This window comes from Erwinia persicina NBRC 102418 (assembly GCF_001571305.1).
Taxonomy (GTDB): Bacteria; Pseudomonadota; Gammaproteobacteria; order Enterobacterales; family Enterobacteriaceae; genus Erwinia; species Erwinia persicina.
In genome coordinates, this window is the sequence record NZ_BCTN01000021.1 from 15,318 (window position 1) to 41,082 (window position 25,765).

The following is a 25,765-nucleotide window of genomic DNA, read 5'->3' on the forward strand; positions in this document are numbered from 1 at the left end:
ATGAATATTACGCATGCTTATGCAGCCCAGGACGCGAAATCGAAGCTGGCTCCGTTTGAATACCAGCCACGCGAACTGCGTGAACATGATGTGCAGATTGAAGTGATGTACTGCGGCGTTTGTCACTCTGACCTGCACCAGGCGCGCAATGAATGGCGCAACACCATCTTCCCGGTGGTGCCTGGCCACGAGATTGTTGGCCGCGTGACGGCCGTCGGCGCACACGGGCACAAATACAAAGTGGGCGATCTGGTCGGTGTAGGCTGCATGGTCGACTCCTGTCGTACCTGTGACAGCTGCAAAGAAGATCTGGAACAGTATTGCGAAGAAGGCTTTGTCGGCACCTATAACGGTCAGGATCGTATCAGCGGCGACATCACCTTTGGCGGTTACGCCACGCAGGTGGTCGTGCATGAAGACTTCGTGCTGCGCGTTCCGGAAAACCTGGACCCGGCCGGTGCTGCTCCGCTGCTGTGCGCCGGTATCACCACCTTCTCTCCACTGCACCACTGGGGCGTCGGCCCGGGTAAAAAGGTCGGTATCGTCGGTCTGGGTGGCCTTGGCCACATGGGCGTTAAGATTGCCCATGCGATGGGCGCGCACGTTGTCCTGTTCACCACCTCACCGTCAAAAATTGAAGACGGGAAGCGTCTGGGTGCAGATGAAGTGGTGATTTCGAAGGATGCTGACCAGATGGCGCAACACGCCAACAGCTTCGACTTCATTCTTAATACCGTTGCTGCACAGCATGACCTGAACCCGTTTATCACGCTACTGCGCCGTGATGGCACCATGACGCTGGTCGGTGCGCCAGAACATGACCATCCATCACCGCAGGTGTTTAACCTGATCTTTAAGCGTCGCAGCATTGCCGGTTCACTGATTGGCGGCATTAAAGAAACCCAGGAGATGCTGGATTTCTGCGGCAAGCACAACATCGTCTCGGATATTGAGATGATCAATATCAACGAGATCAACGAAGCCTACGAACGTATGCTGAAAAGCGATGTGAAATACCGCTTTGTCATTGATATCGATACGCTGCGCGCGTAACGGTGACGATCACGGGCGGACCGGGAAAGCAGGTCCGCCCCTGCTGCCACGGGGAGGCCCTTTATTCCGGCCGGCCCCGTCATCCCCCTTCACCCGGGGTACGCCGCCGTGTGAAAATCGATCTCCCACTGCAGCACTCTGCCGTAAAGCGCCGAAAGCGCCTGCTTTTCTGCCTCACTCAACGCATCTGCACAGCGGTCCAGCTCCTCTTTCAGCCAGCATGCCTGCTGGTAAAAGGCCTCTCCGGCATGCATCGATACCCAGCATCGCACGTCGTCATCCTGCAGCGTCTGTTCATTCACCCGGTGACACCAGTGGTAATACATCCATTCCGCGCCAAACATCAGGGTAATAATTTCCGCATAGCTGCCCTCCTGCGCCGCCTGTCGCATCCCGTCGTCAAAGCGGCGAACCCCGGGCAGATCGCCCGGATAGTCGGCAGGATTGATCTGCCGCCGGGCCAGCACAGCGTCAAACCAGGCGATCTGGGTATCTACCAGCGCATTGAGGACGCCGATCAGCCAGCGCTGTGAGCGAATATCCGGCGCTTTACTGACACCCAGGGCAAAGATAGCGATCGCCGTGGCGACAAATTGCCCCTCAAACACCAGGTAACGATTAAACACCGCCGCCGGCAGCTGTTGCCGCTCAATATCCGTGACGAAAGGATGCTGCTGCATGGCCTGCCACGCGGGCTGGTGCTCGCGCAGCAGACGTTCGCTGAATGCCTCTGTCATGCCTCCTCCAGCACCGCCTGTGCGACGGACATAAAGTGTTTTACCCGCGCCAGCTCTACGTCATTCCACCACACGCCGTCTGATTTCAGCGCGCTGGCCACGATCACGCCCTGGGTACGGCTGAGGATCTGGCACACGTTAGCCGGCGTAACCCCGGACCCGACTAACAGCGGCAGCTCAGTTGCCGCACGGATCTCATCAATTTCGCCCAGCGTCGCGCTGTCACCGGTGCGCTGCCCGGTGGCAATCACCGCATCGGCTTCGAAAAAATCGACATCGCGGGTTAATTCCTGGATTGAGCGGTCGGCAACAATCGCATGGCTGCCGTGCTTCACATGGCTGTCGGCAAACACGCGGATATGTTCCGCACGCAGCTGGCTGCGGTAGCGAAGGGCTTTGGCTGCCGCACCTTCAATAAACCCTTCGTTGGCAATGTAGGCATTCGCCCACTGGTTGACGCGCACAAAGTCCGCGCCGCCTGCCAGCGCCGTTGCCAGCGCGGGGATTGCGGCATTCGCCAGCACGTTAATGCCCAGCGGCACGCCAAAACGCTCACGGACTTTTTCGGTGATCACCGCCATCAGAGCAGAGGTTTCCGGGCCGATATCGTCAGGTTTAGAAAAAGGAATATCGCCATGATTTTCAATAATCAGGCCATGAACGCCGCCATTAATATAATTTTCCGCATCACGTAAGGCGCGCTCAATAATATCCTTCACTGATTTACCACGATATTTTGGTGACCCCGGAAAGGGATCGCAGTGAATAACGCCTATCACGGCTTTCTTACGTGAAAAAATAGCTTGTATTGCGTCAGTTTTTTCTGCTGAGATAGAAACCATCTTCTTCATCCTTTTAAGGAAACACGATGCGTGTTTATGTGGCTGGTAATATTACCGTCGATGAAACCTGGTCCATTGCGGATATTCCGCAAAAGGGATCATCGATTCATGGAAATAAAGTGTCGCAGGATATCGGCGGAAAAGGCGCGAATCAGGCGATCATATTGTCCCGCTGCGGTATCGACACGCGATTAATTGCCGCCACAGGAAATGACAGCAACGGATCGTGGATACGCGAGCAGATCATCAAAGAATCCCTGACGCTGTTACCCTCTCAACCTGTTTATCGCCATAGCGACACCTCAATTATTCTCAATAGTGCTGACGGCGATAATGCCATTATGACCACCACCGCCGCTGCCGATGCTTTTCACCTGGAAGCTATCGAGCCGTTGCTGGCCGATGCCCGCGCCGGGGATATCCTGCTGCAACAGGGGAATTTTTCTCTGGAGAAAACCCGTGCCCTGTTCCGGCTGGCGAAAGCGCGTGGTTTAACCACCGTATTTAACCCTTCACCGGTCAACCCGGATTTTGCTCAACTGTGGCCGCTGGTTGATATCGCCGTCGTCAACGAATCGGAAGCCGGACAGCTACAGCCACAGGGCATTGCCACGCTGGTGATCACGCAGGGGGCTGCCGGTGCCTGGCTGATCCGCCAGGGTCAGCGCCAGTTCTGCCCGGCGACCGGCGCCAGCGTGCTGGATACGACCGGGGCGGGCGACACCTTCCTGGCGGTGATGCTGGCTTCCGCCCTGCTGCGCGGCGTGGCGCCCGATGCGTTAGCCCTGACTCACGCCAGTCAGGCTGCCGCCATAACGGTCAGCCGCAGGGGCACGCTTTCTGCTTTCCCCCGGAGCGCTGAACTCGCCGCGCTGTTAGGGACACGCGGCGAGTCAGTCATCATTTAAACAGCGTACGGTAACGGTCAACGTTCGCTTTGGTCACCACCGTGGCCGGAACCAGAATGGTTTTCGGCACACTTTTACCCGCCGTCAGGGTGTTCAACGCTTTCAGGGCTTCCGACCCCATTTTTTCCGGGTCCTGCTGCAGTACGGCAGTCACGTAGCCACCATCCATGCCGGCAATCGCTTTTGCCGTCAGATCCCAGCCAAAGACCTTAATCTCTTTCTGTCGCCCCTGGTTTTCTACTGCCGCAATGGCTCCCAGCAGAGCCGGTTCACCCGTGGCATAAATCGCCGTCAAATCGGGATTACCGGTGATAAGATTTTCCGCCGCTGTCATGGCGTTATCCTGGACGTTCTGGCCATCCACCACATCGGCTATGGTGATGCCCGGGTGGGCTTTCAGCGTCTCTTCAAAGCCTTTCTGTCGCTGATTCTGAATTGCCGAGTTCAGCGCCCCGACGATGCCCAGGCGCGCCTTGCCACCCATCTCTTTTCCAACATACTCAACAAAGTATTTGCCCAGAATTTTACCGCCTTCGCTATTATCCACACCGACCTGTGCAGCCTGCGGCCCCGGCGGTAATACGGCATCAATCGCAATAACCGGAATATTGGCGGCGGCGGCCTCTTTGATCGCAGGCATAATGCCATTCACATCAATGGCATCAACCAGAATGCCCTTCACGCCTTGTTGAATATAGTTTTCGATAGCATCACTTTGCGCCACCGGGTTATCGGTAGCATTAAAGATGACTAATGTTTTACCGCTGGCTTTTGCCGCATCCTGTGCGCCTTTGTTCATCAGATTAAAGAACAGTGCCTGTTGGTTAATCTGCACCAGCGCATAAGTATCTGCCGCCTTTGCCGCTGAAATCACCAAAGCTGAAGCCAGTAATGCCGAAGCCGTTGCCATCAAATGCCATTTTCTGGTGTTAAATATCATCATCAGTACCCTCGAAAAAGAATGAGCGAAAAACAGCTGTGTCCGCGTCGCCAGGCAGCGCAGAGGGATTTTTTTTGGCGGGCAAATATCAGATGAATGCGCCGGACAGGATCCGGTTGCAACAAAGACCTGCTTTTCCCTCATTTCGGCATCCGGTCCGTTGCGGTGCACGACTGAAATGGGGTCTGGCCGGTTTGGGAATGACTTCCCGGGTAAGGCGGTAAACTGGTTATACAATTCTCCGCTGTGAAATTTTTGTCAAGCGTTTATTTTATCCACAGCCGGCTCGGATAAAAGACTACTGGCATCACGCTAACTTATGTTACAGATAGCCTTCCTGGAGAAAAATGGCGTGGAAAATGAGCATAAAACGCGTGTTGTTATCCGATGTGGCCAGGCGGGCTTCACTGTCGAAAGCGACGGTGTCTCGCTATATGAATCACAGCATTGTGTTGCCGCAGGAGACAATCGACCGCATTGAAACGGCCATTCGCGAACTGGATTATCGTGGCAACAGCCTGGCGCGTCGCCTGAGTAAAGGCGGCAGTGAAACCCTCGGCCTCGTGCTGCCCGATATTACCAACCCCTTCTTTGCCGAACTGGCCGATGCCGCCGAAGAGGCAGCCTCCGCCGGAGGCTACAGCCTGGTACTGTGCATCACCCGCAATAACCCTGACAAGGAATGCCAGTTTATCCGCTGGCTGGATACCTGCCAGGTTGATGGTCTGCTGTTTACCACTAACCGACCGGATAACGGATTGTTACGTAAAGAGATCCAGCGCCACCAGCGCATTGTGTTACTGGATGAAGATATCCCCGGCAGCAGCGTGCCCAAGGTGTTTGCGGACAATGTGCAGGGCGGACGCATCGCCACGGAAAAGCTGATCGCGGCCGGACACCGCCACATTGCCTTTGTCGGCGGGCCGGATGAACTGATGAGCGTGCGCGAGCGTTATCAGGGTTTTTGCACCGCCATGAAGCAGGCCGGATTAAGCTGGCCGCCGGAGTGGGTGATGTACGGAGAGTATCAGCGCGAGTTCGGCCAGCAGGCTCTGCAGCGCCTGTTCAGCCAGCCCACCCGCCCTACCGCCGTGTTCGCCGCCAGTGACTATCTGGTGCTCGGACTGCTCGACGGCCTGCGCGCCTGCGGGCTGCAGGCTCCCGAAGCGTTATCTCTGGTGGGCTTCGATGATGCCAATTACGCCGACTTCACCCAACCACGCATCTCCACCATCCGCCAGCCCGCGCGGGAGCTGGGCCGCACCGCTGTCGGGATCATGCTGCGCCTGCTGAATAATGAGAGTGATATCCCTGCTGAAACACGTCTTCCCGTCGAATGGATTGGCCGCGATTCTATCCAGCAATGTTAACCGTGTCTCAAAATGGCGCAAAACTGCACAGTTTTGGCGCAAATTTCGATCACTTTTTTTACTTTTCAGTATACTAAGTAAACCGGTTTACCTGATAATCCTGCTTAAAACCCTTGCATTACAGAGACTTAAATCGGCGGCGCACGCAGTATTTTGCGCCTGGCACGGAAGCTGCAATGTTCTGACTGGCGAACAAATATCTTTGTAGCGTTTGTCCTGAGGGTGAGAGTAAAGCTTCATTTTGCAGGTAAACCGGTTTACTAGACTGTAAACCGTGCTGAATGAGGCCTTTTTCGCCGGACGGCAAACATTTCCCTGCCACACCGATGGGAGTTATCAGATGCAGCAGTCACAACCTGCCCCGGCTCGGGTAGAGATGGTCAATATCACCAAGACCTACGGGTCGATACGTTCACTGCGCGGCGTGAATCTGCAGCTGGCCCCGGGCGAAGTGCTCGGCCTGGTGGGGGATAACGGCGCGGGAAAATCCACGCTGACCAAAGTCCTTTCCGGGGCGGTGGTGCCCACCAGCGGTACCATCCGCATCGACGGTGAACAGCAGCATTTTTCCAATCCGGCGGACTCACGCCGCTGTCATATCGAGATGGTCTATCAGGACTTATCCCTGTGCGACACGGTGGATGTGGCTGGAAATCTTTTTATGGGCCGCGAGCCGATGAAATCCCTGCTCGGCATTCCGTTTCTCGACCAGAGCAAAATGCACGCTGATGCGCGTGACATGCTGAAAGGGTTGGGCATTTCGATTCCGGATACCCGGATGCTGGTCCGCAACCTCTCCGGAGGTCAGCGCCAGGCGATTGCTATTGCCCGGGCGGCGGCCTTCGACCCGAAGGTACTGATTATGGATGAACCGACCGCGGCGCTGGCGGTGGCGGAAGTGGAAGCCGTGCTTGAGCTTATCCGCCGCGTCTCTGCGCGCGGGGTCAGCGTGATCCTGATTACGCACCGCCTGCAGGATCTGTTCCTGGTCTGCGATCGGATCATGGTGATGTACGAAGGCACCAACGTCGCGGATCGCCGGGTGGCTGACACCAGCCTGAGCGATATCGTCAATCTCATTGTGGGTGAGAAATTTACCGCCCACTCTGCGGCTGCACACTGAGGTAACAGGATGAGTATCATGAACGTAAGCGGCTCCCGCACGATCCGGCATTCCCTGCCGCGCCGACTGCTGCACAACCACTCGGGTGTGGTCAGCATTGCGCTGTTTTTCATCTTCTGCTGCGTGGTGTTTTCCCTGATCACCAGCCACTTTCTCAGCGGCACAAACTGGCTGAATATTATCCGCCAGAGTGCGCCCCTGCTGATTGTCGCCACGGCGATGACCCTGGTGATCACCACTGGCGGCATTGATCTCTCGGTCGGGTCGACCCTTGCCCTGGTGGGGGCGCTCTCGGCCATCGCCCTGAACAACTGGGGGCTGCCGTGGCCGGTCGTGCTGCTCGGCGGGCTGCTGCTCGGTGGCCTGGTCGGCGCGATTAACGGCTTCTTTATTGCCTATGAAGGTATTCCGGCATTTATCGTCACGCTGGCCACGCTGGCGGTGGTACGCGGTGTGGCGCTGCTGGTCACTCAGGGCTATTCCATCCCGATCCCGGCCGACAGCCTGTTTACCTTTATGGGGCGGGCCTGGGTGATGGGCATTCCGATGCCGGCGCTGATCGGTATCGTCATCCTGGTTATCGGCCATATCGTGCTGAATCATATGCGCTTTGGCCGCTACGTAACCGCCATCGGTGCCAATGCTGAAGGCGCCCGCCGCAGCGGTATCAACACCAAAGCCGTCACCATGAAGGTCTATATCCTCAGCGGTATGGCGGCAGCGCTGGCCGGGATGATCATCACTGCCCGTCTGGGCAGCGGCTCCTCCAACCAGGGCGAAGGCTTTGAACTGCAGGTTATTGCTGCGGTAGTGCTTGGCAGCACCAGCCTGTTTGGCGGCTTCGGGACCATTATTGGCACCCTGCTCGGCGCGCTGTCCATTGCGGTTATCCAGAACGGATTGATCCTGTCGCATATCTCGCCGTTTTACACCCAGATCGCCACCGGCACCATTATCCTGCTGGCCATCTGGCTGAACACGCGCATTCTCAACCCTACCCGCTCTGCAGCGAAAGGATAGCTGATGAAAGGTTCGATTTTTCGTCACCCGGAGCCGCTACCAATCGGTATCCGCAGCGGCTATGTGATGACGGTGCTGGGCCCGCTGCCGCTGGCAGACATGGGCGTAACGCTGATGCATGAGCATATTCTGCTGGATGCCTCGGGCAAATGGGTACCGCCCTGCTGCTGTAGCGATCGTCATCTGGCCGAAATGCCGGTGAAAATGGAAAACCTCGGCGAGCTGTCGCTCAACCCGCTGATGAGCCGCGATAACTGCCAGCTGTTCGATGTCGATGTGGCCATCGACGAGCTGATGAAGTTCCGTGCCCTGGGCGGTGAAACGGTGGTGGATCCGACCAATATCGGCATCGGCCGCGATCCGAAAGCGCTACAGCGCATCGCCCGCCTGACCGGCCTGAATATCATTATGGGCACCGGGCTGTATCTGGAGCCGTCACATCCTGAATGGGTGAAAACCACCAGCGTGGAGCAACTGGCCGACAGGCTGATTTACGACCTTGGCGGTGCGGAGGAGAAGCCGGAGGTGATGGCCGGACTGATTGGCGAAATCGGCGTTTCCAGTCGCTTTACCACTGATGAAGAAAAATCGCTGCGCGCCGCCGGCCGTGCCAGTGCGGCAACCGGCGTACCGATTGAGGTGCATCTTCCGGGCTGGGAACGACTGGGGCACAAAGTGCTGGATATTCTGCAAGAGGAAGGGGCCGATCTCCGCCATACGGTGCTGTGCCACATGAATCCCAGCTTTGCCGACAAAACGTATCAGCGGGAACTTGCCGGGCGCGGCGCATTTCTCGAATACGACATGATTGGTATGAGCTTTTACTACGCCGATGAATCGGCCCAGTCGCCCTCCGATGAGGAGAACGCGCGCGCCATTCGCGAGCTGATTGACGACGGCTTTATTGATCACATCCTGCTGTCGCAGGACGTGTTTCTGAAAACCATGCTGACCCGCTACGGCGGCCATGGCTATGGCTACATTCTTAAACATTTTGTTCCCCGTCTGAGGCGTCACGGCGTCAGCGGCGAACAGCTTGAAACCTTAATGATGGCAAATCCGCAGCGCGTGTTTGGCGGGCAAAAGAGGAACAATGATGCAGAAGAAAATTTTACTGGTGGGTGAGTCCTGGACCAGCACCTCAACGCACGTAAAAGGCTTCGACCAGTTTGCGACAGCGACCTGGCACAGCGGAGCAACCGATTTTATGGCCGCGCTGGCAGACAGTGACTACGCCATTACCCATATGCCCGCCCATGCCGCAGCCACCGATTTCCCGCTGACGCTGGCGGAACTGCAAAGCTGGGATGCAATCATCCTGTCCGATATCGGGGCTAACACGTTACTGCTGCACCCGGATACCTGGCTGAAAAGCCGCCGAACCGCTAACCGTCTGACGCTGATCCACGACTATGTCGCAGCCGGCGGCGCGCTGATGATGATTGGCGGCTATTACAGCTTCCAGGGAATTAACGGCGGCGCGCGCTATCGCAATACTGCCGTGGAGAAAGTGCTACCGGTCAGGTGCCTGGCGTGGGACGACCGCATCGAAACGCCGGAAGGCTGCTATGCCAGTGTGACGGAAACGCATCCTCTGTTTAACGATCTGCCTCCTGAATGGCCATGGCTGCTGGGCTATAACGAAGTCGAGATGCAGCCAGAGGGCAAACTGCTGGCCACCATTGCCGGGACTGCGCATCCACTGGTTGCAGTACGCGAATATCAGCAGGGCCGCTCGCTGGTATGGACCAGCGATATGTCGGCGCACTGGCTGCCGGAGGAGTTCGCCAGATGGCCGGGCTACCGCCAGCTGTGGATCAACTGCCTTGACTGGCTGACGGAGCGCGGCTGATGGAAGCCGTCAGCACCCGTGAGCTGGCGCAGCAGTTGCTGCGCTTTGATACCATCAATCCGCCGGGTAACGAAGCGGCCTGTATGCAGTTTCTTGCCGACTGGCTGCGTGAACAGGGTTTTGAGGTCAGCCTGACGTCGTTCGGTACCGGTCGATGGAATGCGGTCGCCCGGCTGGTCGGAACAGGGCCCGGCAAGCCGCTGGCGTTTACCGGCCATCTCGATACGGTTCCCCTCGGCAGTGCCGCATGGCACTACGATCCTTTCGGTGAGATCGAAGAGGATCGACTGTACGGACGCGGATCGAGCGATATGAAGGCAGCAATCGCGGCGTTTGCCGTCGCCTGCGTTCGCGAAAAGCAGACCATTCTTGCCGGTAGCGGGGTAGTGATGCTGCTCACCGGCGGCGAAGAAACGGGCTGCGACGGGGCCCGCGCACTGACTGAAGCGGGACAGCTTCCCGGGGTGGGTGCGCTGATCGTCGGCGAACCGACGGCGAACTACCCGGTTATCGGGCATAAAGGCGCGCTGTGGCTGCGCTGTGAAACGCGGGGAAAAACCGCCCACGGGGCAATGCCGGAGCTGGGGATCAATGCAATTTATCTGGCGGCAGAGGCCATCGGTAAAATCCGTACTTTCTCGCCGGGAGCCCCCCACCCGCTGATGAAGCAGCCGACGCTGAACGTCGGGCGCATCGAAGGCGGGCTGAATATTAATTCGGTGCCGGATCGCACGCGTTTTGATGTGGATATCCGCAGCGCGCCTAATCTGCAGCACGCCACCATTCGCCAGCAGCTCACCACCCTGCTGGGAGAGACGGTGACGATATCGACCCTGGTGGATCTGCCTGCGGTATTAAGCAGCGACGCGCATGCGTGGATCCAACAGGTGTATCAGCGCTGCCAGCCGCGGCACGACCGGCCGCTGCAACCCAGCATTGTGCCCTACTTTACCGATGCCTCGCTGCTGCTGCCGGCGCTCGGGCATCCGCCCTGTATTATTCTCGGCCCCGGTGAACCCTCGATGGCGCACCAGACCGATGAATATTGCCTGCTGTCTCGCCTGGAGGAGGCGGAGCGGCTGTATGGCGAGATTATTCAGGACTGGATGGGACAGACCTGAAGCGGCCGGATCACACCTTTGGTCAAGAAGAGCGACCGTGGCCGCCCTTGTTTCAGCCCTCTGGCCCGGGCGTTACTTCTGCACCTGCTGAAAAGAGGCATCCACCAGGTAATAAATCTGTGAATCCTTTAACGATCCGTCCAGCAGTACGGTGTTCCAGTGCGAGGGATTCAGATGCTCACTGGGCTGCACGTCGCTGTGCTGATCGCGGATCAGTTCTGCCAGCGCGGGCGTGCTTTTCAGCGCCACCGCAGGCCGGCCATTCAGGTCGTACAGCATGGCAAACAGTACGCCATCTGCTTTGATTTGCGTCGCCTGCCACTCCTCGTGTTCACTCTGCTCTGCCCCGCGCTTGGCCATGCAGTACGTCAGTAGATCGGATACCTTCATGCTTAATCGTCCCCCTGTAGCGTCGCCACAATCCGTCGGGCGCCGCCGCGAACGCGGTGTTCACCCAGATAAATACCCTGCCAGGTGCCCAGCATCAGACGCCCACGGCTAATCGGCAGCAGCAGCGAGGTGCCCAGCAGAGAAGATTTTATATGGGCAGGCATATCATCCGCCCCTTCATAGTCATGCTGATACGGCGCATTTTCCGGTACGGAACGCAAAAAATGCTGCTCCATATCCGCGCGGACCGTCGGATCACAGTTCTCATTCAGCGTCAGAGAGGCAGACGTATGCTGCAGCAGCAGATGCAGCAGCCCGGTCTGCACATCACTTAACCGACGCAGTTCGCTGAGGATTTCATCAGTAACCAGATGAAAACCGCGAGGTTTTTCGCTCAGAGTGAGGGTTTGCTGATACCACATAGTACGACTCCTTAACTAAACCGATGCGTTAAGTGTGCAGCAAGTGGCGAAAAGGTAAACCTGAAAAGTAAAAAAGCGGAGACTGCCGGCCGGTTTGCTCCGGCCGGCAGGGGGATTACATCACGGCGGCCATCGCTTCTGCGACCTGACGCACATTGTTATGGTTCAGACCGGCGATGCAGATACGGCCGCTGGCAATCAGGTAGATACCGAACTCATTACGCAGCCGATCCACCTGCGCCGCGCTGAGGCCGGTGTAACTAAACATACCGCGCTGCTGCAGCAGATAGTCGAAGTTTTTACCCGGCACGGCCAGGCTCAGCCCTTCCACCAGCGCCTGACGCATTGCCAGAATACGCGTGCGCATGGCTTCCACTTCGGCCAGCCAGCTGGCTTTCAGCTCAGGATTATTCAGCACGCAGGAGACCACCTGCGCACCAAAGTTTGGCGGGCTGGAGTAGTTACGGCGTACGGTCGCCTTCAGCTGACCCAGCACGCGGGAGGCTTCCTCCGCATCATCGCAGACGATCGACAGGCCGCCTACACGCTCACCGTACAGGGAGAAAATTTTCGAGAACGAGTTACTGACCAGCGCTGGCAGGCCTGCCGCCGCTATCGCCCGGATGGCGTAAGCGTCCTCTTCCATGCCTGCGCCAAAGCCCTGATAGGCGATGTCGAGGAACGGGATCAGCTCGCGTGATTTCAGCACGGCGGTCACTTCATCCCACTGGGCAGGAGTCAGATCGGCGCCGGTCGGGTTATGGCAGCAGGGATGCAGCAGAACGATGCTTTGTGCAGGCAGCGTATGCAGTTTTTCCAGCAGCGCCGTAAATTTCACGCCGTTGGTCTCTGCGTCATACCACGGGTAGGTGTTCACCGTAAAACCGGCACCGGCGAAGATGGCGATGTGGTTTTCCCAGGTCGGATCGCTGACCCACACCTGGGAATTCGGGAAGTAATACTTCAGGAAGTCCGCACCGACTTTCAACGCGCCTGACCCACCCAGCGTCTGGATGGTGGCAATGCGTCCTGCTTTCAGCACCGGATGTTCCGCGCCAAACAGCAGCGGGGCGATGGCGCTGCGGTAAGGCGGCAGTCCTTCCATCGGCAGGTAGAGCGAAGCGCTCTGTGGCTGCGCGTTCAGCAACGCTTCCGCGTCGGCCACCGCCTTCATCTGCGGGATCACGCCCTGGGCGTCGTAATACAGACCAATGCTCAGGTTCACCTTGTGCGCCCGGCTGTCCTGCTTGAAGGTCTCCATCAGGGAGAGAATAGGGTCGCCAGCATAGGCATCAACGTTTTGAAACACGGTGCACGTCTCCATTAAATAATCAGTGATATCCTTCGACGCCCCGGCGGACGTCGCGGTCAGTTCAGGCAGGGCTAAACGGCGTAGCGGCCCGGACGATGGTTCATCGCAATAATCAGATTCAGCACCACGGCCCCCGCCACAGAAGCAATGAGCATTTCGCGCGACACCACAAACAGCGATGCCAGTACCACGCAGGTATCCACCACCATTTGCAGCTTTCCGGCACGGATCCCGTAGCGGTCCTGCAGCCAGAGCGCCAGGATATTGATCCCGCCCAGGCTGGCTTTATGGCGAAATAACACTATAAACCCAATCCCCATCACCACGTTACCGAACAGTGTCGCATAAAAGGGATCCAGCGCGGAAAAATGGATGAATAAGGGGTGCAGGTGGCTGAACAGTGACACCAGCGCCACGGCGGAGAAGGTTTTGACCGTAAACGCCCAGCCCATACGTTTTACCGCCAGCCAGTAAAACGGAATGTTGATCAGAAAAAAGGCGAGGCCAAAAGAGGCTTTACTCAGATAGCTGATCAGAAAGGCGATACCGGCGGTACTGCCGGTCAGTGCTCCGGCCTGCTTCAACAGCGTGACGCCAAACGAGACCATCAGCGTCCCGAGCAGGATAGCCAGCACATCTTCCAGCAGGGTATGGGGGATTTTTACAGATTGTGGTGCGACGTTATCCATCGGAATGATTCTCTGGTGATGTTTGCTCTGTTAATAACTGAATACATTGCAAAAATCGCACCAGAACTTTGGTCGCAGGCGTACCCCGCAGGAGCCAAAACATTAACCCATTGAATAGCAGACACTTTATGTGTCGATGTCGCGCATAAAACCCGGGTTATTCCGTTATGTTACGCATACTTTCGTCATTAACTGCGTGAGCTGCGCATGAAAACCACCAAATATGCACAAAAACAGGGCGGCTCGCGCACTGTTTTAGCGCAGCGGCGTTTCGTTTACCGACATGATGCCATTCTCTTTCAGACGGTTAAGTACCACCGACGTTTTCACATGCGATACGCTCTGATGCCCGGCGACCAGCTGGCTGATCAGCGCGCTCAGACCGGGCAGGTCTGCCACCGCCACTTTCAGCAGGTAGTCGGCATCCCCGGTGGTTTTGTAGGCATCGACAATGGCGGGTTGCTCTGCAACCATGCGGTGGAAGCTTTCGACGTAGTCGGCCGTGTGGTTGATCAGCCGGACTTCGATCAGGCCAATCATGCCCAGGCCAACGGCATCCGGCGACAGCCGGGCGTGGTAGCCGAGGATCAACCCGGCCTGCTCCAGGTTAATGCGGCGGCGGGAGCACTGGGAAGCCGACAGCTTCACAATATCACTCAGTTCCTGGTTCGTCAGGCGGCCATTGGCTTCCAGTAACGTCAGTATTTTAAGGTCAAAATCATCAATCTGGGTCATCATTCATCCGTGCCGGTGTCAGTTCAGGCGACTGCTGACAGACAGATAACCGCATTCATGGCGTTGTTGTCCAACACTATTTTTCGATGGCCGGGGTGGGCGTCAGGGGCAACCGGGAGAAGAGTCGCCCCTGCACTATCAGGCGGGCAAACACTGATATGGCCGACCGACGTGGCTATCGGCCGACCACAGCGTGGTGTTATTCGTCGTCGTACTGCGGACCGGCATAGTTGTCAAAGCGTGACCACTGGCCGTTAAAGGTCAGGCGCACGGTTCCGATGGGGCCGTTACGCTGTTTACCAATGATGATCTCAGCAATGCCTTTATGCTCGCTGTTCTCCTCATACACCTCATCGCGGTAGATAAACATGATCAGGTCAGCATCCTGCTCAATGGAGCCGGATTCACGCAGGTCGGAGTTAATCGGCCGCTTATTGCTGCGCTGCTCCAGGGAACGGTTGAGCTGCGACAGCGCGACCACCGGTACCTGCAGCTCTTTCGCCAGCGCTTTAAGCGAGCGCGAAATTTCCGCAATTTCCAGCGTACGGTTATCGGACAACGCCGGCACGCGCATCAGCTGCAGGTAGTCGATCATAATCAGGCTTAAGCCGCCGTGCTCACGGAAAATGCGGCGCGCGCGGGAGCGGACGTCGGTGGGGGTCAGGCCGGAAGAATCATCGATGTACATGTTCTTCTTCTCCATCATGATCCCCATGGTGCTGGAGATACGTGCCCAGTCCTCGTCATCCAGCTGTCCGGTACGGATACGCGTCTGATCCACGCGGGACATGGACGCCAGCATACGCATCATGATCTGTTCGCCGGGCATCTCCAGGCTGAAAATCAGCACCGGCTTGTCCTGTTCCATGGCGGCATTTTCACACAGGTTCATGGCGAAGGTGGTTTTACCCATCGACGGACGTGCCGCTACGATAATCAGGTCGGAGCGCTGAAGTCCGGCGGTTTTCTTGTTCAGGTCGCCATAGCCGGTATCCACGCCGGTGACACCATTTTGCGGCGTCTGGTAGAGAGCCTCAATACGCTCAATGGTCGATTCAAGGATCTGATCGACGCTTTTCGGCCCTTCATCTTTATTGGCACGGCTTTCCGCAATCTGAAAGACGCGGGTCTCGGCCAGGTCAAGCAGATCTTCGCTGGTGCGGCCCTGCGGATCGTAGCCTGCGTCGGCAATCTCGTTGGCGACCGAGATCATCTCACGCACCACTGCGCGTTCACGGACGATATCCGCATAAGCGCCGATGTTGGCGGCACTTGGCGTATTTTTCGATAGCTCGGCCAGGTAGGCAAAGCCGCCCACCATACTCAGTTCACCCTTCGTTTCCATCGACTCGGACAGGGTGATCAGGTCGATGGGTTTCCCCAACTCCAGCAGTCGCTGCATCTCTGCGAAGATCATCCGGTGCGGACGGCTGAAGAAGTCTTTCGCCACCACGCGCTCGGCAACGTTATCCCAGCGTTCGTTATCCAGCATTAAACCGCCCAACACCGACTGCTCAGCTTCCAGCGAGTGCGGAGGCAGCTTCAGACCTTCCATCTGGCGGTCACGCGGCTCACGGTTCTCAGCGGATTTTTCGTAGGATTTGTTGGTGGGTTTATTTCCTGCCATAGTGATGCGATACCAAAAATCTTGTGGGGGGACGCGCAAGTATACCCGTTTGCATGGCTGCCGTCCTCCCCCTCATCGCGGCGAAATCCACAGGAGTGAACATGGCGAAACGTATACAAATCAGCCAGCACGGCGCACCCGAAGTGATGCACCTGGTCGACTTTGATGTGCCCGATCCGGCCCCGGGCGAAGTGCAGGTTGAGAACAAAGCGATTGGCATTAACTATATCGATACCTACGTCCGCAGCGGCCTGTATCCGTCTCCGCTCCCTGGCGGACTGGGCACCGAAGCGGCCGGTGTGGTCACCCGCGTTGGCGAGGGCGTCAGCGTGCTGAAGCCGGGCGATCGCGTGGTGTATGCTCAGTCAGCGCTCGGCGCCTACAGCGAGCTTCACAACGTGCCGGTGGATAAGGTAGCGCTGCTGCCCGATGTCATCTCCTTTGAGCAGGCGGCCGCCTCGTTCCTGAAGGGGCTGACGGTGCATTATCTGCTGCGTCAGACCTATGTGGTACAGCCTGACGAGGTGTTTCTGTTTCATGCCGCTGCCGGTGGCGTCGGGCTGATTGCCTGCCAGTGGGCGAAGGCGCTCGGCGCGCATCTGATCGGGACGGTGGGCTCGGCAGAGAAAGCCCAGCTGGCGAAAAATGCCGGTGCCTGGGCAACGATTAACTATCGTGAAGAAGATATTGCCGCACGCGTCAGCGAACTGACGCACGGCAAGAAGCTGCGCGTGGTGTATGACTCGGTCGGCAAAGATACCTGGGAAGCCTCGCTCGACTGTCTGCAACGTCGCGGCCTGATGGTCAGCTTTGGCAACGCTTCCGGCCCGGTGACCGGCGTCAACCTGGCGATCCTGAATCAGAAAGGCTCCCTGTATGTCACCCGGCCCTCGCTGAACGGCTATATCACCTCCCGTGATGCGCTGGTGCAGGCCAGTAACGAGCTGTTTTCGCTGATCGCCAGCCGGGCCATCAAGGTGGACGTGCCGGAAGCGCAGAAGTTCGCTCTCGCCGATGCGCAGCATGCACACCAGGTGCTGGAAGGGCGTGGCACTCGGGGTTCCAGCCTGCTGATCCCGTAAGCCACAAATAGTAAGGGCCTCCCGTAGGAGGCCCTTTTTTCTTTCTTTTTATTGTTCGCACTGAGTGTAGGGTCAGCGGCGATGAATGCGTGTTGATTCAGTGAAGCCATCCTGGCAGAATTCATAAGTAAAAAATATGTTTAATTGCAAAATGGCACTGAGCAATTTCCTGTGATGTGATCCACGCCGCATTACGCCGCTAAAAAACTCTACAACTCGTTGATATTACCGGGATAGCCACGGTTTATCCTTCACCGCAGGTTTGCGGAATGCGCGGTACAGCCACACGCCAGCGATCGCCAGCAGCAGCCAGGGCAACAATTTAATAACAATCGCGAATAAGCCGCCAACGACCATCACCACGGTGGCGACCAGTAACGCCACGATGATACCCAGCAGCGAAATACCGGTCAGCAACAGCATCATAAAAAAGCCGATGACAAACAGGATCTCTAACATATCGGTACGCTCCAGAAAAAGGGACTCTGAAGGAGTTATTACAAGAAACGTGCCAGGACGGCAGGAAATCTAACTTATTGAAAGTTAAGGAAGGAGTTCACCAGGACGGATTGAATCCTGGTGAATTTAATCATCAATTAGTGAAATTTTGACGATGTTATACGCTGGCTGGCACCCTGTCCGCGACCAGCTGTAAGGCCGTTTCGACGACAGCAACGCCCGCGCCAGGTTTGTGGGCGTTTTCACTCAGGTACCGACGCCACTGACGTGCCCCGGGAATCCCCTGGAACAGGCCCAGCATATGGCGGGTCACATGGCCCAGCCAGGTGCCGTTCGCCAGCTCCCGTTCTATGTACGGATACATCGCCCGCACCACCGCGACAGAGTCCGCTACCGGAGCACTGCTGCCGAAAATCATCTGATCCACCTGCCCTAGCAGGCCAGGATTCTGGTAGGCTTCGCGCCCCATCATCACCCCGTCCAGATGCTGTAAATGCACACGGGCTTCCTCCAGGGTTTTGACACCGCCGTTAAGCGACAGCGTCAGCTGCGGAAAGTCACGCTTGAGCTGATAAACACGCTCATAGTCGAGCGGCGGGATCTCGCGATTCTCTTTCGGGCTGAGGCCGGAAAGCCAGGCTTTGCGGGCGTGGATAATAAACGTCTCGCAGCCGCCCTGCTCCGCAACGCGCTGGATGAAATCGCACAGAAATTCATAGCTGTCCTGATCGTCAATGCCGATACGGGTTTTTACCGTGACCGGGATCGATACCACGTCGCGCATCGCCTTGATGCAGTCGGCAACCAGCTGCGCTTCACCCATCAGGCAGGCACCAAAACGGCCATTCTGCACGCGATCGGACGGGCAGCCCACGTTGAGGTTCACCTCGTTGTAGCCCCGCTCTTCAGCCAGCTTCGCACACTGCGCCAGCGCCGCCGGGTCGCTACCCCCCAGTTGCAGAGCGACAGGCTGCTCCTCAGGGCTCCAGGCCAGGTAGTCACCTTTGCCGTGTATGATCGCGCCGGTGGTGACCATTTCCGTGTACAGCAGTGTCTGCCGCGTCAGCTGGCGGTGGAAGTAACGACAGTGACGATCGGTCCAGTCGAGCATCGGGGCGATGGAAAAACGATGTGCAGGGTATGTTTCGGTCATGAAAAGCGCTAACTCTGTATCAGAAAAGGAGGTGACGATATTGTGCGCAATGATAGCACGGCGGTGGGAGATCCTGTAGCGGATGGCCTTTTTTTCCGGTCGTTCCGTAGTATCAACCCAGCGCAGTGGCGAATTGCTCCTCGCTACTTTGACCTGCTCCCCGTTGATTAACACACCGCGCATGGTGCATGTTTCAGACTTAGCCGAGTTTATTGGTAAAAGAAGAAAGGAAGCAAAAGACGAGTTACAAAAGATGCGATGAACCCGAGGGTAGCCAAGAGGCTGCCCTTTTTTTTGGGCTGAAGTTGAATGTTTAGTTAAGAAGGGTAATGGTAACGGACAAAAGCAAAAAACCCCGCCGAAGCGAGGTTTTTCTTGGTTCGTGAAGACGATTTACATCTATGCGGCTTCACGGCAACGGCGACGGCCCTGCTTTTCTTGGCTAGGAGCCTGCGCCCTTTCGTCCAGTGCAGGACCAATTTTCATAAGGAAGTCGAGAGCTTCACCAGCTTTTTTGTAGGTTTGGATCGTATCAAACATACGTTCTTCATGCATTTTCATAAAACACCTCAATGGAATCTCATATTCCAGATATTAAACGAGGTAGCGTCTTCAATGTACGACAGCGATGCGTGCTAACGTTCACACCCTAAGTCTAATACATATCAGACGTGCCGTAGCCTGTTTCAACCTATCGTTACTATCGTAACGGCAGAAGATTCGCTCGGTAGCTGCCAAGCTCTTTTCAGGCTACAACTACATTTCAAAGATACACTATAACATATGGAGTGCATCGTGAAGGTTTTCAAGACAATTCTCAGTCAGCCATGCGAGCCAAGGTATCTTGTAGCTTCGCCAAGGTGCATGTCATAACATAAGCACAGCTTTCACTCATCTCGAATCCAAAGGATTCGTAATAAGCGATTTTTTCCTCTACAGGCTCAATGATGCGGATCACTTCACCACCAGCTTGGCTCATGAAAATCACTGCGGCATATAGAGTATACAAAACCATCCGTCGGCGCAATGGGTGATCTTCAGAGTCCCTTACGAAGCTTTCAACAGCATGGATATCAAAAGTCTTGGAGCTAATGCTGTAAGTAGACAATGACACGCCAGCTGGAGAACTCTCAATCAGCTTGTGCTCGCGAGAGGTCATCAACTTGAGGCTAAGACCGAAACAATCATCTCGATTGCTGACTGAAGTGATGTACCAATCCCAATTCAAATCACCGTAAGCCCTGCTGAGCAGGTTGGCATCTGCATCGGTTAACGGCCCTACAGCAAGGTTAATCCCACGCTGATCCATGTAGTACTGGAACGTAGTGTAAGTCAGTTGCGCTACTTCGTTTAAAGAAAGCATTGAGACAACCAAAAAGTAATCAATTAAGACATGTTAACATTTGCTTTCAGACTTATCAGCGGAAAAATACGGACGAACATAAATTTTAAGCCTTCATAAACCTTATCGGCAGACTGGGAGGAAAGCTTAGCAAGTACAGATGAAACTGCGCGCGAGGACGCCAATAGGACACCGACTGACGGGAAAACAGGCCAGCCTCTGCGTGTGCAAAGGCCGGCCCGCAGCAAACGCGGATCAGAAGGTAAAGTTCAGTTGGGCAACGGCACCCCAGGTGTTGTCTTTACCGACCATTCCCGCCAGATCCAGATGCACCTTGTTAAACGGTGACAGGCCAAAACCGCCGGTGAAAACATCGGTGTCGTTGGACTTCACGTCGGCACGGTAACCGGCACGCAGCTGCAGCCAGTCCAGCAGGCGGTACTCTGCACCCACGGCAGCATACTGGCTGTCATCCTGCGTTTTGAAGCGTTTGGTGGGGGTCAGGTCCACATCCAGCGCGGTGGTCAGGCGCTCGGTATGGAAGGAAACACCGGAGGTCACCAGCGGGCGGATCTGGTAGGTATCTTTGTAACCGCTGACTTCTTTGGTGTCGATATCCCGTGAGATCAGGTTCTGTGCGCTCAGGCCCAGCGTCCAGTTGTCACCCAGGTCGGTTGAGGCCCCGGCATCGATGTTGAAACCAGTGTTGGTGTTTTTGTAGTTGCCGTTGGTGAAGTCGGACTTGTCATAGCTGTAAACCGAGGCGCTGTAGTTATACAGAGTGGTTTTTTGCAGCTTTGGCGTCACGCCCAGTGACACTGGCTGACCGGCGATATCAAACTCGTGGGCCACCGCAATCCCCATATCGTAGACCACGGCAGCACGCCCCAGTCCTTCAGAGGTCAGCCTGTCCTGATCCCCCGGCAGCGGGATACGGGTACCATCCGCCACTTGCTGTAAATAATCGATATCACTTTGGGTCACGTTCGCCACCACTGATGCCGTACCGTAGGCTTTAGTGACAAACGCAAAAGGCAGAACCTCATTCGGCACCGTGACCGCAAACGCGGCCCCGGCTTTTGCCCAGGCTTTTTCGCCCTGGATCTCCCGCAGGCGGTTAGCTAAATCGCCTGCTGCACCCTGCAGGCGTGGAATATCGTTGGGGAAGACAAAGTTATTCGCCAGGTCCTTATATCCATCCACGGCATCCGTCAGGTCATCCACTTTATCGACCAGCTTGCCCTTATCGCTGATCTGCGCACCGACTGCAGGCAGAATAATACTCACCGAGTCTTCCGGCTGCGCTTTGGTCATCAGAGCCGGGTTGGCCAGCACGGCTGAACCATAAGAGGACGAGGCCACGCCGGTTCCCCCCATGGCATCATTGCGGGCATCAAAATAGTTACCGGCAGCCAGGCCACTGAGTGGCGCCAGCAGCAGAGCGGGCAAGACGACCGGACGGTAAAAACCGCTGAGTGCATTAAATTTATGTGCCATTGACCCGAAACCCACCATAGATAATGAAAAAGAAAGTGCGTGTAAAACGCATAACTGAATGCCTGAATAATGAACATAAAGGCGACATTTCATTGCTGTGAATTAAGAGAAGATGAGTGGGCTTATCAGGTCATTGCCATTTTCTTAATCTGTTATCATGCTAACAGTTGAACGTTCTGCATCTGTTATTCCAATGCCAAACGCAACGAGCCCTATGCAAAAGGTAGTCATGAAGCTTAAGCAGCGCAAATAAGATTAGCCCTACTGAATCATTACTGACTGGCCCTGGCACCTGGACGCCAATGGTTAAATTTTCTTTACCTTATGCGCTTATCAGCAATACCACTCTTTTCTGGAGTGTGCCCTTTCCACCCTTCGCCCTGGCGGCTGCCGGAAGGCACGACTCGGTGTTTTGTTACAGATGTGATAAAATAACATCCTGTTATGGCCTGAGGGGGAACAATCAATATGACCAGCGCTGAAAAAATCCTGTCGCAGGCGGAAGCCATTTGTCAGGAACGCAGTGTGCGCCTGACGCCACAGCGTCTTGAAGTTTTACGGCTGATGAGTGAGCAGAACGGGGCCATCAGTGCCTATGATTTGCTCGATCTGCTGCGCCACTCTGAGCCTCAGGCGAAGCCCCCCACCATTTACCGCGCGCTGGATTTTCTGCTGGAACAGGGCTTTATTCACCGCGTGGAGTCGACCAACAGCTATGTTGTCTGCCATCATTTTGAAGAACCCTCGCACACTTCTGCGATGCTGATCTGCGATCGCTGTGGTTCAGTGGCTGAACAGCACGCCGATGGGGTGGAAGATATCTTGAAATTGCTGGCCCTGAAAACCGGTTTTACCCTGGCTCACAGCGTAATAGAAGCACATGGTTTCTGTCAGCAATGTGGGGAAATCGAAGCCTGCACCCATCCGGATGCGTGCCAGCACGATCATACCGTGCAGGGAAAAAAGCGCGGACGCTAGCGTAGCAATGTGAAGGAGAGTACGGGAATAACGGGGGGAGAGCTTTGGTAAAAGGGTTGGCACAATCCTTGTGCCGGGTAGGAGCCTGGAGCTTAACGTCCCGCTGTGTTACCAGCGATGGTCGTTACGTGTTTCCCAGTCTTTCAGTTCTTTTTCGGCCTGATCTTTTTGATAGCCGTAACGCTCCTGAATTTTACCCACTAACTGATCGCGTTTACCTTCAACCACGGTCAGGTCATCGTCAGTCAGCTTACCCCATTGTTCTTTCACTTTACCTTTCAACTGTTTCCAGTTACCGCCGGCTTCGTCTTTATTCATAATGTGATTCCTCTACCTTGGGTTAAAACAGCTTTAACAGCCTGGAGTTGGGCCAATTAGCCAGATAATTATCTGGTTAATTGCCTGACACAGAGATAATTGTAGTAGAGAAATCGCACCTGAGCCGTTAACGCCCTGGCTATTGGTGTTTAACACCCTAAAAAAACAGCCAAATCAGCGAGCTAGCGAAGCGGTGCTTACGTAAGTAAATGTTTCAGGGAATAAACCATGTGCCGTGACGCCAGTGCCGCCGCCAGATCGCCCACAGCGTCACGCCGCGCAGCAGCAGAAATAACGTAATCGCCAGCCACAGGCCGTGATTGCCCAGCCAGGGGACGCTGCACAGCGTCAGTCCGAAACCCAGCGCGGCGACGGCCATACTGTTACGCATCTCGCTGGCGCGGGTCGCGCCAATAAACATTCCATCCAGCAGATAGCAGCCTACTCCCGCCAGTGGCATCAACACCTGCCACCATAAATACTGGTCGGCAAGCTGGCGCAGCGGTTCAAGGGAGGTCAGTAGCGCAACAATGTGCTCACCCGCCAGGGCATAAAGCAGGGAGAACCCCAGCGCAACGACCAGAGACTGACGGCAGGCAGCGTGCCACACGCTCAGTAACTGCTGGCTGTTGCGTGCACCATACGCTTCACCAGAACAGGCCTCCACCGCATAGGCAAAGCCGTCCAGCGCGTAGGCGGTGAAGGTAAGAAACATCAGCAGTACGGCATTGACCGCCACGATGTCATTACCCAGGCGCGCGCCAACGAGGGTCAGCGAGGCGAAGCAGATCTGCAACAGGAGCGAACGCAGCATGATGTCGCGGTTCAGACGCAGCAGTCGCGACACATCTCCCCGCCAGGCCCTTAACATCAGACGCAGTGACAGGCCCCGCATCACCATAACCCGCCATACCAGCAGCAGGCCGACGATCAGACTGGTGTATTCCGCGATTACCGTTGCCGCTGCGGCCCCCTGCACGCCCCACTTCAGCCCGATGACAAACCAGAGGTCGAGCACGATATTCACCAGATTGCCGACGACCAGCAGGATGACCGGTGCCCGGGCATACTGCACACCAAGCAGCCAGCCCAGCAGCACCAGATTTGCCAGCGTCGCCGGCGCACTGAGCCAGCGTATCTGCATAAACAGTGCGGCCTGATGCAGGACGTCGTCACTGCCGCCCGTTATCCCCAGCGCCAGATGCGTGATCGGCTGCTTCAGGACAATAAACAGCAGCCCGGCAGAAACGGCCAGCAGCAGCGGCTGCATCAGCGCACGCGCCAGGGCCTGTTTATCGTTAGCGCCAAAGGCCTGTGCCGTCAGCCCGGTGGTGCTCATGCGTAAAAACAGCAACAGCATAAACAGGAAACTGGTAATGGTCGTGCCAATCGCGACACCGCCCAGATAAGTGGGGCTGTCCAGATGGCCAATCACGGCCGTATCGACCAGGCCTAGCAGAGGCACGGTGATATTAGAGAGGATCATCGGCAGCGCGAGCCGCCAGAGGCTTTTATCTGCGGGGGTCAGCAGTGTCATCAGAGTCCATCAGCGGAAAACCCTCACTGACGATGCTGCGCGCCGCTTAAGCAGCACACAGCATTTAGCGGGGAGTGAAGTACCGGTTACAGCCAGTTGCCGTTGCGGATCACACCGACAGCCAGGCCTTCAATCGTCAGTGTCTGCTGACGCAGGTCAACGATGATCGGTTTGAAATCCGGATTTTCGGGCAGCAGCTGCACCGTATTCCCCTGCCTTTTCAGGCGTTTTACCGTCACTTCGTCGTCAATGCGCGCCACCACGACCTGGCCATTACGCACATCTTCCGTTTTATGCACGGCTAACAGGTCGCCGTCCATAATACCGATGTCTTTCATCGACATTCCGCTAACACGCAGCAGGAAGTCTGCGCCGGGTTTAAACAGGTCAGGGTCAACCTTATAGTGGCCTTCAATATGCTGTTCTGCCAGCAAAGGTTCACCTGCTGCGACGCGACCAATCAGTGGAAGACCGTCTTCTTCTTCCATCATCAGGCGAATACCGCGCGAAGCGCCGGATACGATCTCAATTACGCCCTTACGCGCTAACGCCTTCAGGTGTTCTTCAGCCGCATTCGGGGAACGGAAACCGAGCTGCGCAGCAATCTCCGCGCGCGTTGGTGGCATGCCGGTTTGATTAATGTGGTCGCGAATCAGGTCATAGACCTGCTGCTGCCTTGCCGTTAGTGCTTTCATCCCGCCCCCTGGTTGTTTATACAGTCGACTGTGAGTATATACAGGTATTTAGACATTGAAAACCTAAAGTTGGGCGAAATACCGTTTGTGGCGATTTTTGGAAAACTCATCGCAAATGCGGCACTAACAGCATGATCCAGACAAACATTGCCAGCAAGATAGCCAACAGCACCGCCGCTGACCCCATATCTTTCGCCCGCCCGGCCAGCGGATGAATTTCACTGCCGATACGGTCAACGACGGCTTCGATGGCGCTGTTGAGGATTTCCACAATAATCACCATCACCACCGACCCTATCAGCAACACCCGGGTAACCGCATCGACGTCCAGCCAGACGGCGATGGCAATAGCGATAATGGCCGCCACGGCTTCCTGGCGAAAGGCCGCTTCATGCTGCCATGCCGCGCGGATGCCTTTCCACGAGTAGCCAGCCGCTTTTATGATTCGTGTCAGTCCAGTGACATTATTTGCCATAATCAGGGAACCCTTTGAGAAGTTTAACGTCAATGAGTGGAACTACAGGTTTTTCAACACCACAGATTCTGTTGGCGCTTTCTGGTAT

At 56.1% G+C, this 25,765-nt stretch carries 28 protein-coding genes; 10 read left to right on the plus strand and 18 right to left on the minus strand.

All coding sequences use genetic code 11. From position 1 onward, the window contains the following. Complete coding sequence (locus tag EPE01S_RS18975; RefSeq protein WP_062748290.1) at positions 1-1,053, plus strand: NAD(P)-dependent alcohol dehydrogenase; 1,053 nt, start codon at positions 1-3, stop codon at positions 1,051-1,053. An 89-nt stretch (positions 1,054-1,142) separates the two neighbouring features. On the opposite strand, the gene EPE01S_RS18980 is transcribed toward EPE01S_RS18975, so the two are convergent. Both EPE01S_RS18980 and EPE01S_RS18985 read right to left on the minus strand, forming a co-directional pair. Further along, positions 1,143-1,790, minus strand: coding sequence for a TenA family protein (locus EPE01S_RS18980; protein ID WP_062748292.1), 648 nt, complete (start codon positions 1,788-1,790; stop codon positions 1,143-1,145). Then, positions 1,787-2,632, minus strand: coding sequence for a BtpA/SgcQ family protein (locus EPE01S_RS18985; protein ID WP_062748294.1), 846 nt, complete (start codon positions 2,630-2,632; stop codon positions 1,787-1,789). Before EPE01S_RS18985 ends, EPE01S_RS18980 begins: the two co-directional genes overlap by 4 nt. A 26-nt stretch (positions 2,633-2,658) precedes the next feature. Here EPE01S_RS18985 and EPE01S_RS18990 point away from each other — a divergent pair, with 26 nt between their 5' ends. After that, on the plus strand, positions 2,659-3,540 hold the full coding sequence (locus EPE01S_RS18990; RefSeq protein WP_062748296.1) for a ribokinase: 882 nt from the start codon (positions 2,659-2,661) through the stop codon (positions 3,538-3,540). Here the strand turns inward: EPE01S_RS18990 and EPE01S_RS18995 are convergent. Continuing rightward, a complete protein-coding gene (locus tag EPE01S_RS18995) occupies positions 3,533-4,483 on the minus strand; it encodes an ABC transporter substrate-binding protein (protein WP_062748381.1) in 951 nt (316 codons plus the stop codon). The two genes, EPE01S_RS18990 and EPE01S_RS18995, sit on opposite strands and share 8 nt — an antisense overlap. Before the next feature lie 344 nt (positions 4,484-4,827). On the opposite strand from EPE01S_RS18995, the gene EPE01S_RS19000 reads away from it, so the two are divergent. From EPE01S_RS19000 to EPE01S_RS19025, 6 genes are all read left to right on the plus strand, one after another. After that, positions 4,828-5,850, plus strand: a complete 1,023-nt coding sequence (locus EPE01S_RS19000; protein ID WP_062748298.1) for a LacI family DNA-binding transcriptional regulator — start codon at positions 4,828-4,830, stop codon at positions 5,848-5,850. A gap of 376 nt (positions 5,851-6,226) precedes the next feature. Beyond that, positions 6,227-6,973, plus strand: a complete 747-nt coding sequence (locus EPE01S_RS19005) for an ATP-binding cassette domain-containing protein (protein WP_161975976.1) — start codon at positions 6,227-6,229, stop codon at positions 6,971-6,973. A gap of 18 nt (positions 6,974-6,991) precedes the next feature. Beyond that, complete coding sequence (locus EPE01S_RS19010) at positions 6,992-7,993, plus strand: ABC transporter permease (protein WP_161975975.1); 1,002 nt, start codon at positions 6,992-6,994, stop codon at positions 7,991-7,993. A 3-nt stretch (positions 7,994-7,996) separates the two neighbouring features. Continuing rightward, positions 7,997-9,118 (plus strand): phosphotriesterase family protein, encoded by a 1,122-nt coding sequence (locus tag EPE01S_RS19015; protein ID WP_062748304.1) that lies wholly within the window; start codon positions 7,997-7,999, stop codon positions 9,116-9,118. Further along, positions 9,090-9,845 (plus strand): glutamine amidotransferase, encoded by a 756-nt coding sequence (locus EPE01S_RS19020; RefSeq protein ID WP_062748306.1) that lies wholly within the window; start codon positions 9,090-9,092, stop codon positions 9,843-9,845. The genes EPE01S_RS19015 and EPE01S_RS19020 overlap by 29 nt, the downstream gene beginning before the upstream one ends. Next, on the plus strand, positions 9,845-10,966 hold the full coding sequence (locus EPE01S_RS19025) for a M20 family metallopeptidase (protein WP_062748308.1): 1,122 nt from the start codon (positions 9,845-9,847) through the stop codon (positions 10,964-10,966). Before EPE01S_RS19020 ends, EPE01S_RS19025 begins: the two co-directional genes overlap by 1 nt. Before the next feature lie 72 nt (positions 10,967-11,038). Here EPE01S_RS19025 and EPE01S_RS19030 read toward each other — a convergent pair whose 3' ends face one another. The 6 genes from EPE01S_RS19030 to dnaB form a co-directional block, all read right to left on the minus strand. After that, on the minus strand, positions 11,039-11,356 hold the full coding sequence (locus EPE01S_RS19030; RefSeq protein ID WP_062748311.1) for an MmcQ/YjbR family DNA-binding protein: 318 nt from the start codon (positions 11,354-11,356) through the stop codon (positions 11,039-11,041). A gap of 2 nt (positions 11,357-11,358) precedes the next feature. Continuing rightward, on the minus strand, positions 11,359-11,778 hold the full coding sequence (locus EPE01S_RS19035; protein WP_062748313.1) for a secondary thiamine-phosphate synthase enzyme YjbQ: 420 nt from the start codon (positions 11,776-11,778) through the stop codon (positions 11,359-11,361). A gap of 115 nt (positions 11,779-11,893) precedes the next feature. Beyond that, positions 11,894-13,087, minus strand: a complete 1,194-nt coding sequence (locus tag EPE01S_RS19040) for an amino acid aminotransferase (RefSeq protein ID WP_157076034.1) — start codon at positions 13,085-13,087, stop codon at positions 11,894-11,896. A 74-nt stretch (positions 13,088-13,161) separates the two neighbouring features. After that, complete coding sequence (locus EPE01S_RS19045) at positions 13,162-13,779, minus strand: YitT family protein (protein WP_062748317.1); 618 nt, start codon at positions 13,777-13,779, stop codon at positions 13,162-13,164. 255 nt (positions 13,780-14,034) lie between these two features. Then, positions 14,035-14,514: an Lrp/AsnC family transcriptional regulator gene (locus EPE01S_RS19050; protein ID WP_062748319.1), complete on the minus strand. Its 480-nt coding sequence runs from the start codon at positions 14,512-14,514 to the stop codon at positions 14,035-14,037. A 199-nt stretch (positions 14,515-14,713) separates the two neighbouring features. Continuing rightward, complete coding sequence (dnaB, locus tag EPE01S_RS19055) at positions 14,714-16,141, minus strand: replicative DNA helicase (protein WP_062748321.1); 1,428 nt, start codon at positions 16,139-16,141, stop codon at positions 14,714-14,716. Between the two features lie 101 nt (positions 16,142-16,242). On the opposite strand from dnaB, the gene EPE01S_RS19060 reads away from it, so the two are divergent. After that, the gene (locus EPE01S_RS19060) at positions 16,243-17,223 is read left to right on the plus strand and encodes a quinone oxidoreductase (protein WP_062748323.1); all 981 of its coding nucleotides are present in this window, start codon (positions 16,243-16,245) and stop codon (positions 17,221-17,223) included. Between the two features lie 225 nt (positions 17,224-17,448). Here EPE01S_RS19060 and pspG read toward each other — a convergent pair whose 3' ends face one another. The 5 genes from pspG to EPE01S_RS19080 all read right to left on the minus strand — a co-directional run bounded on the left by pspG (position 17,449) and on the right by EPE01S_RS19080 (position 21,674). Then, the gene (pspG, locus tag EPE01S_RS19065) at positions 17,449-17,682 is read right to left on the minus strand and encodes an envelope stress response protein PspG (RefSeq protein ID WP_062748325.1); all 234 of its coding nucleotides are present in this window, start codon (positions 17,680-17,682) and stop codon (positions 17,449-17,451) included. A gap of 157 nt (positions 17,683-17,839) precedes the next feature. Beyond that, positions 17,840-18,835 carry a tRNA dihydrouridine(20/20a) synthase DusA gene (gene dusA / locus EPE01S_RS19070; RefSeq protein ID WP_062748383.1) on the minus strand — a complete coding sequence of 332 codons (996 nt, stop codon included), beginning with the start codon at positions 18,833-18,835 and terminating at the stop codon, positions 17,840-17,842. A gap of 399 nt (positions 18,836-19,234) precedes the next feature. Beyond that, a complete protein-coding gene (locus EPE01S_RS23670) occupies positions 19,235-19,396 on the minus strand; it encodes a hypothetical protein (protein ID WP_167550591.1) in 162 nt (53 codons plus the stop codon). A gap of 256 nt (positions 19,397-19,652) precedes the next feature. Continuing rightward, positions 19,653-20,198 (minus strand): hypothetical protein, encoded by a 546-nt coding sequence (locus tag EPE01S_RS19075; RefSeq protein WP_062748327.1) that lies wholly within the window; start codon positions 20,196-20,198, stop codon positions 19,653-19,655. A gap of 234 nt (positions 20,199-20,432) precedes the next feature. After that, positions 20,433-21,674 carry a conjugal transfer protein TraF gene (locus tag EPE01S_RS19080; protein WP_062748329.1) on the minus strand — a complete coding sequence of 414 codons (1,242 nt, stop codon included), beginning with the start codon at positions 21,672-21,674 and terminating at the stop codon, positions 20,433-20,435. Between the two features lie 468 nt (positions 21,675-22,142). On the opposite strand from EPE01S_RS19080, the gene zur reads away from it, so the two are divergent. Next, positions 22,143-22,652, plus strand: a complete 510-nt coding sequence (zur, locus tag EPE01S_RS19085; protein WP_062748331.1) for a zinc uptake transcriptional repressor Zur — start codon at positions 22,143-22,145, stop codon at positions 22,650-22,652. Between the two features lie 108 nt (positions 22,653-22,760). On the opposite strand, the gene EPE01S_RS19090 is transcribed toward zur, so the two are convergent. The 4 genes from EPE01S_RS19090 to EPE01S_RS19105 all read right to left on the minus strand — a co-directional run bounded on the left by EPE01S_RS19090 (position 22,761) and on the right by EPE01S_RS19105 (position 25,677). After that, positions 22,761-22,970 carry a CsbD family protein gene (locus EPE01S_RS19090; RefSeq protein WP_062748333.1) on the minus strand — a complete coding sequence of 70 codons (210 nt, stop codon included), beginning with the start codon at positions 22,968-22,970 and terminating at the stop codon, positions 22,761-22,763. Positions 22,971-23,184: 214 nt separating this feature from the next. Continuing rightward, complete coding sequence (gene dinF, locus EPE01S_RS19095) at positions 23,185-24,507, minus strand: MATE family efflux transporter DinF (protein ID WP_062748335.1); 1,323 nt, start codon at positions 24,505-24,507, stop codon at positions 23,185-23,187. A gap of 86 nt (positions 24,508-24,593) precedes the next feature. Beyond that, entirely contained in the window at positions 24,594-25,202 is a 609-nt protein-coding gene (gene lexA, locus EPE01S_RS19100; RefSeq protein WP_062748337.1) for a transcriptional repressor LexA, read from the minus strand. A 106-nt stretch (positions 25,203-25,308) separates the two neighbouring features. Further along, on the minus strand, positions 25,309-25,677 hold the full coding sequence (locus EPE01S_RS19105; RefSeq protein ID WP_062748339.1) for a diacylglycerol kinase: 369 nt from the start codon (positions 25,675-25,677) through the stop codon (positions 25,309-25,311). Between the last annotated feature and the right edge of the window lie 88 nt (positions 25,678-25,765).